This window comes from Paraburkholderia sp. BL9I2N2, from assembly GCF_004339745.1.
Lineage (GTDB): Bacteria > Pseudomonadota > Gammaproteobacteria > Burkholderiales > Burkholderiaceae > Paraburkholderia.
In genome coordinates, this window is record NZ_SMGP01000001.1 from 570549 (window position 1) to 583415 (window position 12867).

Here is a 12867-nt window from a genome sequence, read left to right on the forward strand (position 1 = left end):
CTCAATCTCCGTGGCGCCCGGATCGACCCGGTCAGCGTCTCGTCGAAGGAACCCGAATGAAACAATACCTCGACCTCGTCCGCACGATTCTCGACACCGGCACGTGGCAGGAGAACCGCACTGGCATCCGCACCATCAGCACGCCGGGCGCGATGTTGCGCTTCGACCTTCAGGAAGGTTTTCCCGCGGTCACCACGAAAAAGCTGGCGTTCAAATCGGCGGTGGGCGAACTGGTCGGGTTCCTGCGCGCCTCGCGCAGCGCCGCGGATTTCCGCGACCTCGGCTGCAAGGTGTGGGACGCGAACGCCAACCAGAATCCGCAATGGCTCGCGAATCCCTATCGCCAAGGGCCGGACGATCTCGGCGACGTGTATGGCGTGCAGTGGCGCCAGTGGCCGGCCTACAAGGTGCTGGACGCGACCGCGAGCGCGCAGCTTGCCGATGCGACCGCACGCGGCTTCCAGGTGGTGACCGAATTCGATGAAGACGGCAGCCGCAAAGTGCTGTTGTACAAAGCGATCGACCAGCTGCGCCAGTGCCTCGACACGATCATGCAGAACCCGGCCGATCGGCGCATTTTGTTTCATGCGTGGAATCCTGCCGTGCTGGATCAGATCGCGTTGCCGGCTTGCCACCTGCTCTATCAGTTCCTGCCGAACGTGGTGCGCAAGGAAATTTCGCTGTGCCTGTACATTCGCAGCAACGACGTCGGGCTCGGCACGCCGTTCAATCTGACCGAAGGCGCGGCGTTGCTGCATCTGGTCGGTCGCCTGACGGGGTACACGCCGCGCTGGTTCACCTATTTCATCGGCGACGCGCATATCTACGAAAATCAGCTCGACATGTTGCAGCAGCAGCTCACGCGCGAGCCGTACGAAAGCCCGGCCTTCGCGATCTCGGAGCGCGTGCCGGAGTACGCGAAAACCGGCGTGTACGAGCCGGAATGGCTTGAAAAGATCGAGCCGTCGGATTTCTCGCTGGTCGGCTACCGGCATCACGAACCGCTCACGGCGCCGATGGCTGTTTGATCGTCGGTCGGGTCGGTAAGCGGCCCGTTCGCACAAAGAAAAACCGCCGCGATGCGAATCGCGGCGGTTTTTCTTTGTGCTCCCTGCCAGTTGGCAGGCGGAAGATGCTCAGCCTTTGTGATGCTCGTCGCGGTTGCCGCCGCCCGAATGCTGTTCGCCGTGCTGCGGCTGCGCTTGAGGATGTGGCTGCTGCGCCTGCTGCGGACGCGGCTGTTGCTGTTGCGGCTGCGGATGAAACTCCGGCCGAGGTTGTTGCTGCACCTGCTGCTGGCGCGGCTCGGGACGCGGCTGCTGTTGCTGTTGCGGCTGCGGATGAAACTCCGGCCGAGGCTGTTGCTGCGCCTGTTGCTGGCGTGGCTCGGGGCGCGGTTCCTGACGCGGCTGCTGCGTCGGTTGCTGCATGGGCTGCGGATGATATTCCTGACGCGGTTGCTGCTGCGCCTGGACTTCCGCCGGACGCGGCGCCTGCGGCTCAGGCTGACGCTGCGCTTGGATCTGCGGCTGCTGTTGCGGCCGAATCTCCTGCTGACGCGCCTGCTGCTGTTGTTGCTGGACCGCCGGGTTCTCCACAGGGCGTGGCGCGCCATGCTGCTGCGCACCGGGTTGTTGCACGAACTCCGGCCGTCCCGCTTGCGGCTGCGGACCGCCGCGCTGCTGGGCTTGCTGTGCCTGCTGCGCCATCGGCGTATGCGGCTGAGTCCAGGCCGGCTCGTGCCGCCCGTTCACACCTGGCTGCTGACCCGCCTGCTGCGGCATGCCTCGCTGCTGCTGCTGTTGCCCCATCGCCGCCGGATTGCCGATGTTCGCTTGCGGCGGACGCGGCACACCGTTCGACGGATGTCCCATCTCACCAGGCTGCGGCCGCTGATTGGCGATTTGCGGCGGCATGCCCGGCCGCGCTTGCGGTTCGCCGCCATGCGGCGCCTCACCCGGCCGCTGTCCGGCCTGCTGCTGCATGCCGTTAGGTCCAACAACCGGCGCGCCCGGCGCCATCCCCGGCGCACGTCCGGCGATATGCGACTGCACGACCCGCACGTTCTGCACCGGCAGCGCGCTCGGTCCGCCCGCCATATGCGCCGGCACCGAGGTCCGCACGATAGGCTGACCGGCGCCCGGCACCCGCCCGCCGCTTTGCGCGAAACGCTGCGCGAGACTGTCGTGGTAAGCCGCCGGCATCGCCGGACTACGGGTCGCCACGACCGGACGCGTCATCACCGCCGCGGGTGGGCGGTAATTCGCGTTGCGCAGACCTGGCCCGAAGCTCTCGCGCACCGGCGCGATTCCCGGCCCGCCCGGGTTGATCTGCGCATTGCGCCATTGCCGCGGATCAACCTTCTGGGCGAAGCGCCCAACCGGCTGGCCGTGCACGAAGGCCGTCGCCGGCACCGCGGTCACGCCGCCCGGCGCGCGGTAGTTGATATACGTGTTGTGAATGTTGGTCACATTCACGTTGCGGTTGTAGTTGTTGACGATCGTCGTCCGGTTGACGCGGTTGTAGTAGCCCGGGCTCCAGTGATCGTGATTGCCCCAGCGCGGATGCCACGGCTCGCCTGGGCCGAGCGGGAACCACGCGACACCGGCCGCCACCGCTCCGCCGATCGCCAGATCCACGCCCCAGTTCACGCCGCCGCCACCGCCGCCCACGAAGGCGACGAGGGCCGGTGCGTAGACGGGCGGCTCGCTGACCGCGACCGGTCCCGGCACCCATGCCCACGTATCGTCGACCTGGGCCCAGCGACCGTAGTGATAGGGCGCGAAGCCCCACGGCGCGTCGTCGACCCAGGTCCAGCCCCACGGCGCCTGCCAGACCCAATGGCCGTCGTGATACGGCGCCCAGCCGGCGGGCGTACCGCGCGGCACCCACACTTCGCCGTACTGCGGCGTGCTTTGCCACGTGCCATTGGCGTCGAGATCCTGGTAGCCGGGAATGTCGCGCGACACGTAGCGTGCCGACACCGAGCGGTCTTCCGCGGCGTCGCGGCTGGCAGCCCACTGATCGAAGCCGTCGAGACCGGGCGCGCCGTTGTCGGCGGCCTGTTGCAGGTTGGTGCCGCCGAAGCGGATCTGCTGGCCGGCCGCGACCGGTACCTGACCGCTGTCGCCGTACACCGTGGCGCCGCCGCTGCGCACGGTGACGGTCGTGCTGCTGCCGTCCGGCGCGACGTCGACGCGATAGTCGCCGGGGCCGTCCAGGCTGAGCGCGAGATTCGGCGTATCGATTTCATAGGACGAGCCGGGCGCGAGTTCACGCACGCGCGCCGACAACGTGCCCTGCGCGACTTTGAGCTGGGCGCTGTTGTCGTCGAGATTCAGTAGATCGAGGCTGGTGGACGGGCCGAGGCGCACCGCAGTCGAGCCGATATGCAGCTCCGAGCGCGCGTTCTGATCGTTCCACAACTGGTCGCCGGTGGTGAGCGGGCGGTTGATCTGGGCATACGACCAGTCGGTGGCGCCGGCCGGCTCGGTGGTCACGGCGCCCGCCGTGTAGTTCAGGCGCGCGACGCGGCCGGGCGGATCGGTGTCCTGGGTGGCGGCGGCGTTCTGCGGCGCCTCCTGGATTTCCTGAGCGAAGGTGGCCTGGCCTGCAAAGAGGAACGTGGCGGCTGCGATCAGCGTATAGCCGATAACCCGGCGGTTCGAATGGCGGTGTGGGGTGACTGTTCTCATGATTTGGCTCCGACGGACGCGGTATCTTGCGGCATCCGTGCAGTCACTGTACCCGCGGCGTTTGTTTCAAGGCCCGCACTTTTGTAAGGCTGCCTCACCACCGTGTAACAAAAGGTCTCGATAAGGCGATTCGTAAGCTGATTGCCGATTTCCTGTAACCGCGTCAGACAGTCGGGCGTGCCTCACGGGCGAGAAACGTATCGAAATGGCGGTGCCCGGCCGGCGTGATGCGAAGGATTCGCGGCCGTTCGGTGCGCTCGACCCAGCCATGCGATGTCCACGAATCCAGCAGCGCCGCGCCGAGGGCGCCGCCCAGGTGCGGACGCCGCTCGCTCCAGTCGGGGCAGGTGCAGGCAAAGCGGCGGCGCCGGCTTTTCTGGGCCGACATGTCGATGCCCCAGTCGGCGAGGCGGGCGGCGCCCTCGGCGGTGGCTTCGAGCGACGTGCCGTGCAGCGTCAGCAGGCCGCCTTCGACCAGCCGCTCGAACACGCGCACCGACAATTCGCCGGCCATATGGTCGTAGCAAGTGCGCGCGTAACGCATGTCGAGCGGCACGGTGCGCACGGGCCGCGGCACGGGACGCTGCGGCGCGCTGACTTGCGCGACGTTGGCCAGCGCTTCGATCGACGCGGCGATGTCCGGCGACGCGATCCGAAAGTAGCGATGCCGGCCGCGCACTTCGAGCGCGAGCAGGCCGCCGTCGGTCAGGCGCGCGAGATGGGCGCTGGCCGCCGATGGCGAGAGCCCGGCGATCATCGTCAGTTCGCCGGCCGGGCGGGCGCTGCCGTCCATCAGCGCCCACAGCATGGCGGCGCGGCCGGGGTCGGCGAGCAACGCGCCGATGCGGCTCAAGCCGGGAAAGTGGTTCTGTTCGTCTGCGAGAGTGGCGGGCATTTGGCGTCTCCTGAGGGCGGCGCGGTCAAGCGCGCCATGCGGTCCACTGTATCGGGCTGCGCGATTCGATGTTTCAGCTTAGCGTGAAGTGTTGAATGCAGCAGCTACGAAAACCTGGCAGGCGTCGTGGGAAGGGAAGGTGAGCAAAGGCCCCAAAACGCGCTTTGGCGGCGCCGCGGGCCAGCATCGCTGCCGGTAGCCAAATCGCGCTCTGGCGGCGTGCAGGACCGCCGTCGGTGCCGCACACCGTGCTTCAGTGCCGGGCACGGCCGCCAGGCTAGAATCAAAGTCTGTCCTAGCAGGAAACTCGCTGTCATGAAAACTCTTCTGACCGTCGTTGCCTCGGCGTTGCTGCTCAGTGCATGTGCACAGGGCGGCGGCGGTTCGGGCGCGGGCACCGGCAGCATCACGATGTACGGCACCATCGACGAAGGCATCACGGTCCGCAAATAGGCGGCTGGCGCACGCCTCGACAGACAGCGGTCAGCGATTCCTCACGTCTGGCAGGAATTGATGCATCATTGTCATCTCTGCCATCGACGCTCATGTGACGATCAGGTCATCTCACTTCCGCCGCCCGGGACCTTTCGATGCCGCCGTCCGCCGCTTCCGCCGCTTCCGCCGCTTCCGCCGCTTCCGCCGCTTCCGCCGTTCCCACCCATCCGGCCAGCCTGCGCGACTCCGATCCGCACGACCGGCGCGCCGCGCGCGTGCTGGCCGTTTGCCAGGCGCTGTACACGTCATCGGTATCGATCGATCTGACCTTGACTGGTCTGGTCGGCTACACGCTCGCCGACGACAAGGCGCTCGCCACGCTGCCGTTCTCGCTGATCACCGTCGCCGCCGCGCTGACGACGATCTTCGCGTCGTTCCTGATGGCGCGCATCGGCCGGCGCGCGGGCTTCGTGCTCGGCGCGGGCGTTGGCGCGCTCGGCGGGGCGGTTTCGGTGTGGGCGATCTTTCATCACAGTTTCTGGGCCTTCTGCGCCGGCACGGCGACGGTCGGCGTGTTTCAGGCGTTCGCGCAGTATTACCGGCTCGCCGCCGCCGATGCGGTCGGCGTCGAAGACAAAAGCCGCGCGATTTCGACCGTGCTGGCGGGCGGCGTGGTGGCCGCCATCTGTGGACCGCTGCTTGCCGCGTGGAGCAAGGACTGGCTGGCGCCGGTCGCGTTCGCGGGTTCGTATGCGCTGGTGACAGGCTTTGGGCTTTTATCGATTGCCTTGCTGGCGCTCCTGTATCGCGACGCGGCGCCCGTCGTGAGCACGACGGCGACTCACGAGGCGGCGCGGCCGCTCGGCGAGATCGTGCGGCAGCCGATCTTCGCGGCGGCGCTCGCCAACAATGCGCTCGGCTACGCCGTGATGATGTTCGTGATGACCGCGACGCCGATCGCCGCGGTCGCCTGCGGGCACACGATCGGCGACGGCGCGGCGATCATCCAGTGGCACCTGGTCGGCATGTTCGCGCCGTCGCTCTTTTCCGCGCGGCTGATCAAACGCTTCGGCGTGCTGCGGGTGATCGGCGCGGGCATTGTGCTGTCGGCGCTGTGCGGTGTGCTCGCGTTGCGTTCGACCGATCTGCCGCATTTCTACGCGGCGCTCGCCTGTCTCGGCGTGGGCTGGAATTTCATGTTCGTCGGCGGCTCGACGTTGCTTGCGCAGTCGTACCGGCCGTCGGAGCGCGCCAAGACGCAAGCGACCAGCGAATTCACGACGTTCGCGTTTTCCGCGCTGGGTTCGCTGTTTGCAGGGCAATTGCTGGCGCGCTTCGGCTGGACGACGATCAACGTCGCGATTTTTCCGCTGCTCGCGGCGGCGGCGCTCGCCACGCTCGGCTATGCGTGGTCGCGTAAGCGGCAGTTGGCCGCGGAGGGGTCCTGATGGCGGTGCGTCATATCGTTTTCGCAGTCGCACCGGATCTGGTGCTGCTCGACGCTTGCGGGCCGCTCGAGGCGTTCTGGCGCGCTGAGTTGACGGTTGCCGGGATAGCGGCAGCGAGTGTCGCCAAAGCCGTGGAAAGCGGGGAGGGAGTCGCCAGCGATGAGGGCCGATCGGGCATATCGATCAGTTCGGCCAGTTCGGGACGCAGCACGCCACAACCCGTGGCCTACCGCACGACGGTCGCGTCGATCGACGGCGGCATATTGCAGACATTCCCCGGCCTGCCGATCGTCACCGAACGGCTCGATTCACTCGACGACCAGCCGATCGACACGCTGATCATTCCCGGCGTCCCCGTCGACGAACACTGCACTTTGCAACCGGGCCTCGTCGCGTGGATCCGGCGCCATGCGCCGCGTGCGCGGCGGGTGTGCTCGGTGTGCACCGGCGCGTTCTATCTGGCGGCGGCGGGCCTGCTCGACGGCCGCCGCGCGACCACGCACTGGCGCGACGCCCCGCGGCTCGCGCGCCGTTTTCCCAATGTCCATGTGGATGCCGATCCGATCTTTATCCGCGATGCCGGGCGCCACGAAGGCGATGGCGTCGTCTGGACCTCGGCGGGGGTGACGGCGGGGATCGATCTGGCGCTGGCTCTGATCGAGGAGGACGTCGGGCATGCGGTCGCGATGCAGGCGGCGCGGCGGCTGGTGGTTTTCATGAAGCGGCCCGGCGGCCAGTCGCAGTACAGCGCGGCGCTGGCGGCGCAGGCCTCGGCGAATGGGCCGTTCGAGGCCTTGCATAGCTGGATGGCGGCGCATTTACGCGACGACCTGTCAGTCGAACGGCTCGCCGAGCGAACCCGGATGAGCCCGCGCACTTTCGCGCGACGCTATGTCGAAGAGGTCGGCCGCACGCCCGCTAAAACCGTCGCGGCGCTGCGGCTGGAAGCGGCGTCGCGCGAGCTCGCCGAATCGCGCCGGCCGCTCAAGCGAATCGCCCTCGACTGCGGCTTCGGCAGCGAACAGAACTTGCGGCGGGCGTTTTTGCGACGTTTTGGCGTGCTACCGCTCGATTATCGCGAGCGCTTCATGTCGGCGGTCGCGCGGCGAAGCGGGGCCGTTTCCGAAGTCGCGGCCGAGATTGCCGAGGCGAGCTGAACGGGCGCGCAACGAAAGCTATTTGAAAGCTTAGGCCGCGCTCCCACCGGATTTCTCCCGCACGCCGCATCCCACCCACGACGGGCCAATATTGCGCTCGTATAATCGCCTCCTTTCAATGCATCCGATTGACCGGAGTCAAGATGAGCACCCCTCCCGTAGCGCCGCTGGACCGTTCCGAAACCACTTTCCGCTTTCTGGCCGAGCCGAGCTCGGTCAACTTCGGTGGCAAGGTGCACGGCGGCGCGTTGATGAAGTGGATCGACGAGACGGCGTACGCGTGCTCGGCGGTGTGGTCGGGACGCTATTGCGTGACGGTCAGCGTGGGCAATATCCGCTTTCGCCGGCCGATTCTGGTCGGCAACCTGGTCGAGTTGCGCGCCCGGGTCGTGGCCACGGGCCGGACCAGCATGCACATTCATGTTTCGGTGCAGGCGGGCGATCCGAAGGGCGGCGAGCTGCTGCAAACCACGGACTGTCTGATCGTGATGGTCGCCGTCAACGAGAACGGCCAGCCAGTGCCCGTGCCGGCCTTCGTGCCGGATACGGACGAACAGAAACGCCTCGCCAGGTACGCGATAGACGTGAAGGAAGCGCTCGACGCGATCGTCGAATTGAAGCCGGAAGAGGTGGCGCAGGGGAAGGTGTAGGCGGCGCCGCAAGTGCCGCTCGCGGGCCGCGCGAAGTCGATATCCGCGCGGCCTGCTGTTGTTTCGAATCACGCTGGAGCGCAGGGAGCGCCTCAGCTCCCGGCCAAGCCGGCCGCCCCGTGCGTGATTACGCCGTCGATTAGCCCGCCGAATTGCCGACCATATCCTTCGGCTGCACCCATTCGTCGAACTGCTGCTCGGTGACAAAGCCGAGCGCGAGCGCCGAGGCTTTCAGCGTGGTGCCTTCCTTGTGCGCCTTCTTGGCGATCTTCGCGGCCTTGTCGTAGCCGATGTGCGGATTGAGCGCCGTCACCAGCATCAGCGATTCGTTGAGCAAGGTGTCGATGCGCTCGTGATTCGGCTCGATGCCGACCGCGCAGTTGTCGTTGAAACTGTGCGCGCCGTCGGCGAGCAGGCGCACCGATTGCAGCAGGTTGTGCGCGATCATCGGCCGGAACACGTTCAGTTCGAAGTTGCCGCTCGCGCCGCCGATATTCACCGCGACGTCGTTGCCGAACACCTGCGAGCACAGCATCGTCAACGCTTCGGACTGGGTCGGATTGACCTTGCCCGGCATGATCGAGCTGCCCGGTTCGTTCTCCGGAATCGACAGTTCGCCCAGCCCGCAGCGCGGACCGCTTGCCAGCCAACGGACGTCGTTGGCGATCTTGTTCAGGCTCGCCGCCACCGTCTTCAACGCGCCATGCGCGAACACCAGCGCGTCGGCCGCGGCCATCACTTCGAATTTGTTCGGTGCCGAGACAAACGGCAAACCGGTCAGCTTGCCGATGGCGGCCGCGACCTTGTCAGCGAACTGCGGATGCGCGTTCAAACCGGTGCCGACCGCGGTGCCGCCCTGCGCGAGTTCGTACAGATGCGGCAGCGCCGATTCCACGTGACGAATGCCGTGCTCGAGTTGCGCGACGTAGCCTGAAAACTCCTGGCCGAGCGTGAGCGGCGTGGCGTCCTGCAAGTGCGTGCGGCCGATCTTGACGATGTCGACGAAAGCTTTCGCCTTGCCGTCGAGCGTATCGCGCAGCGTCTTCAGCGCCGGCAGCAGATGCTTGACGATCGCATACGCCGCGGCCACGTGCATGGCGGTCGGAAACACGTCGTTCGACGACTGGCCGCGATTCACGTCGTCGTTCGGATGCACCTTGCGCGCTTCGCCGCGCTCGCCGCCGAGCAGTTCGCTCGCGCGATTCGCGATCACCTCGTTGAGGTTCATGTTGGTCTGCGTGCCGGAGCCGGTCTGCCACACGGCGAGCGGAAATTCATCCGGATGCTTGCCGTCGATGATCTCGTCGGCGGCCTGCATGATCGCCTTCGCCTTGCTTTCGTCGAGCACGCCGAGGCCCAGGTTGACTTCGGCGGCGGCGCGCTTGATGACGGCCAGCGCGGTGATCAGTTCAGGCGATTGCTTCTCGGTCGAAATGCGGAAATTCTGCAGCGAGCGCTGAGTCTGCGCGCCCCATAGACGAGCGTTCGGCACGGCGATCTCGCCGAACGTGTCACGCTCCATTCGTACGTCTTCTGTCATGTTCCACTCCGCTGTTCAAAGTTCTGCGTTGACGGGCAATAGGGAGAATAGACCTGTTAGCGCATTCCGGTACAAACCGGCCTGCGGATCGAATATGTAGGTGCGGCGCATGCCGTTTTCGACGTCGGTCCACACGAGCGGCGAGAGCGGTGCGCCGATCGAGCGCAGGTAAGCGAACTGCGCTTCGTCCGCGAGCGTGACGCGATAGCTTTCCTCGGGTCCGGTGGCGCGACCGAAGATTTGCGCGACCTGTTCGGCGAGCGGCGGGCTGTGGATCACCAGCGCCAGTTCGGTATTTAGATTGGCCGAACGCGGGTCGAGGTTCATCGAGCCGATCACCAGAATCTTGCGATCGATCACATACGTCTTGGCATGCAGACTGGCGCGCGAACGCGAGCCGGCAACGCCCGCGGTCGGCGTGTTCTGCTGCGGCTTGAATTCGTATAACTCGACGCCCTGTTTCAGGAGCGGCACGCGATACGGACTGTAGCCCGCCTGCACGGCGACCGCGTCGGTGGCGGCGAGCGAATTGGTCAGCACGGCGATGCGAACGCCGCGATGCGTCAGTTCGCCGGCCGCCTTGACGCCCGCATCGTGCGGCACGAAGTAGGGCGAAATGATCAGGAAGTCTTTCTGCGCATCGCGCATCAATTCGCCGAGCCGCTGCATCGGCGGACTCACATAATCCGGCGACGGATGCACGATCTTCTCGGGCAAGTCCGCTTTGAACTCGGCCGGGGCCCAGGTCAAGCCGAGTTGATCGTTGGCGATCTGCGAGGCGAGCGGAGTGGCGTTCAGCGGTTTTGCGTTGTACGGATCGGCGTTGGTGCGCCAGTGCTGACGCAACTCGTCGCGCGTCTGGTCCAATTCCTTTGCGTCGAATTTCTGCTTGTTCAGCACGCGCAACGGATAGGCGATGCTGCTGTTCCAGTAGTCGTCGAAACTCGCGGAGACGTCGGCGGTGATCGGGCCGGCGGCCAGCACGTCGAGATCGCGGAACTGCAGCGTTTCGCTCGCGCTGAAATATTCGTCGCCGAGATTGCGGCCGCCCACGATCGCGATCTGGTTGTCCGCGATCATCGCCTTGTTATGCATGCGGCGCGTGAAATGGCCGATCTGCGTGAACACGTTGGTGGTGCGTTGGAACACGCCTTCCTGCGCGCTGCCGAACGGATTGAAGACGCGAATCTCGATGTTGTCGTGCGAGTTCAAGCCCGCCATCACGCGGTCGATGTCCTTGAAATTCAGGTCGTCGACCAGCATGCGCACCCGCACGCCGTGATCGGCCGCATAGAGCGCGGCACCGAGCAGCAGCTTGCCGGTGGTGTCCTCGTTGGCGATGTAGTACTGCATGTCGAGCGTTTTGGTCGCGGCGCGCGCGAGCGCGATGCGCATCTGCAACGCGTCGGTGCCGCTCGCGAGAACCCGGAAGCCGGATTGACCCGGATGTGCCGCTTCGAGCGGCGTGAGCGCCGTGTGCAGCGGAGTCGTTTCCGTGGCGGGGAGTGCGTGAGTGACCTCGCGGTCGAATGCGGTGGCGGGCGGCCTGGTCGCGCAGGCAGTCAAAAATACCGTTGCGCAACACAGCAGGAAGAATTGTCTCGTTGTCCCCCAAGGGGACTTCCTTCGGGGCATGCTAAACGCGCACGTGCGTTTCAGTGCGGCCCAGCTTTGATCTTGATGCGACGGCACGCTTTTCCCCTAGTTTGCAGGCTTGTCATGGCGACAGCGCATGAGTGGCTCACGCTGTCGAGAAATGCATTCTAAGGGGAATCAGGCCGATGGGCTTTCGTTCTTGCACGCGGTCGCGGCGACGGGACTTTCGCGTTCGACTGCGCGCGTTGCGCGCTCTGCCGATACGTCGTGGACGCACCGGCAGAAGCTGCTATTGAATGCCGATCGTGCAGGCTGCACGCGTCGGGGTCGTGAAGCAATCGCGACACGCGCGACGCGCCTCGCGGCTTGCTGTTACCCGCGTTCGGCGTTCAACACCCGCTCGCCATCCATATGCGTGGAGCCTTTCGCGGGACGTCCCGCCCAGTACCCGGCGAGCAGCGAGCCCGAGAGGTTGTGCCACACCGAAAACAACGCGCCAGGCAAGGCCGCGATCGGCGTGAAATAGAGCTTGCCGAGCGTCGCGGCGAGGCCCGAGTTCTGCATGCCCACTTCGATCGCGAGCGTGCGGCACACGGCTTCGTCGAAACCGAGCAGACGGCCGCCCCAATAGCCGCCGAGCAAACCGATGCCGTTGTGCAGCACCACGCCCAGCATCACCACGAGGCCGACCGACGCGATGCTCTTCTGTGTGCCGCCCACCACCGCGCCGATGATCAGCACGATCGCGACCATCGAAATCAACGGCAGGATCGGTTCGATCTTGCGCACGATCTTGCCGAACAGATGATTGACGATCAGGCCGACCACGATCGGCAACGCGACGATCTGCAGGATGCTCATCAGCATGCCGTGTACGTCGACGGCGATCGACGCGTCCACATAAAGACGCGTGAGCAGCGGCGTCGCGAAGACGCCGACCAGCGTCGACAGCGCGCTGATCGTCACCGACAACGCCACGTCGCCGCGTGCCAGATAGATCATCACGTTCGACGCCGTGCCGCTTGCCACGCTACCGACCAGCACCATGCCGGCGGTGAGATCCGGCGGCATGCGCAACGCCTTGGCGATCACCCAGGCGGCCAGAGGCATGACGAGATAGTGCAGCACGATGCCGGCGATCACCGGCGCGGGCCGCGTGAAGACACGCTGGAAATCGGCGACGGAGAGCGTGACGCCCATCGCCAGCATGATGATCGTCAGAAGCGTGGTGACGTGCGGCGCGATGCCGGAGAACGAGGCGGGCGAAAAGTACGCGGCAATCGAAACGAGCACGGCCCAGAGCGGGAAAAGACGGGTGACGCGGGCAAGCATGACGTGTGGTCCTTGGTTATGTTTTAGCGCGAGAAGCAGGGTCGGTCGAGCGGCGCGCCACCGGCGGCGGCGCGCTTGCGAGAGTCTGCCGCGTGAGAGCGGCAAGCCTTGATGGCGGG

The 12867-nt window shown here is 66.1% G+C and carries 10 protein-coding genes; 5 read left to right on the forward strand and 5 right to left on the reverse strand.

All coding sequences use genetic code 11. The features are described from left to right. The first annotated feature begins 56 nt into the window (after positions 1-56). Positions 57-1028, forward strand: coding sequence for a thymidylate synthase (locus tag B0G74_RS02660; protein WP_132373537.1), 972 nt, complete (start codon positions 57-59; stop codon positions 1026-1028). A 108-nt stretch (positions 1029-1136) separates the two neighbouring features. Here B0G74_RS02660 and B0G74_RS02665 read toward each other — a convergent pair whose 3' ends face one another. Next, entirely contained in the window at positions 1137-3695 is a 2559-nt protein-coding gene (locus B0G74_RS02665; protein ID WP_132373538.1) for a DUF6600 domain-containing protein, read from the reverse strand. 163 nt (positions 3696-3858) lie between these two features. Next, the gene (locus tag B0G74_RS02670; RefSeq protein ID WP_132373539.1) at positions 3859-4590 is read right to left on the reverse strand and encodes a helix-turn-helix transcriptional regulator; all 732 of its coding nucleotides are present in this window, start codon (positions 4588-4590) and stop codon (positions 3859-3861) included. Between the two features lie 315 nt (positions 4591-4905). Between B0G74_RS02670 and B0G74_RS45630 the strand changes: the two genes are divergently transcribed. The 4 genes from B0G74_RS45630 (at position 4906) to B0G74_RS02685 (ending at position 8280) form a co-directional block, all read left to right on the forward strand. After that, positions 4906-5043: a hypothetical protein gene (locus B0G74_RS45630; protein ID WP_165923802.1), complete on the forward strand. Its 138-nt coding sequence runs from the start codon at positions 4906-4908 to the stop codon at positions 5041-5043. A 137-nt stretch (positions 5044-5180) separates the two neighbouring features. Continuing rightward, on the forward strand, positions 5181-6473 hold the full coding sequence (locus tag B0G74_RS02675) for an MFS transporter (RefSeq protein WP_243658099.1): 1293 nt from the start codon (positions 5181-5183) through the stop codon (positions 6471-6473). Then, the gene (locus tag B0G74_RS02680) at positions 6473-7630 is read left to right on the forward strand and encodes a helix-turn-helix domain-containing protein (protein WP_132373540.1); all 1158 of its coding nucleotides are present in this window, start codon (positions 6473-6475) and stop codon (positions 7628-7630) included. The genes B0G74_RS02675 and B0G74_RS02680 overlap by 1 nt, the downstream gene beginning before the upstream one ends. Positions 7631-7773: 143 nt before the next feature. After that, entirely contained in the window at positions 7774-8280 is a 507-nt protein-coding gene (locus B0G74_RS02685) for an acyl-CoA thioesterase (protein ID WP_132373541.1), read from the forward strand. 139 nt (positions 8281-8419) lie between these two features. On the opposite strand, the gene fumC is transcribed toward B0G74_RS02685, so the two are convergent. From fumC to B0G74_RS02700, 3 genes are all read right to left on the reverse strand, one after another. Next, positions 8420-9820, reverse strand: a complete 1401-nt coding sequence (gene fumC, locus B0G74_RS02690) for a class II fumarate hydratase (RefSeq protein ID WP_132373542.1) — start codon at positions 9818-9820, stop codon at positions 8420-8422. Between the two features lie 15 nt (positions 9821-9835). Beyond that, positions 9836-11455, reverse strand: a complete 1620-nt coding sequence (locus B0G74_RS02695; RefSeq protein ID WP_132373543.1) for a phospholipase D family protein — start codon at positions 11453-11455, stop codon at positions 9836-9838. Between the two features lie 333 nt (positions 11456-11788). Then, the gene (locus tag B0G74_RS02700; RefSeq protein WP_132373544.1) at positions 11789-12748 is read right to left on the reverse strand and encodes a bile acid:sodium symporter family protein; all 960 of its coding nucleotides are present in this window, start codon (positions 12746-12748) and stop codon (positions 11789-11791) included. Positions 12749-12867 lie beyond the last annotated feature (119 nt).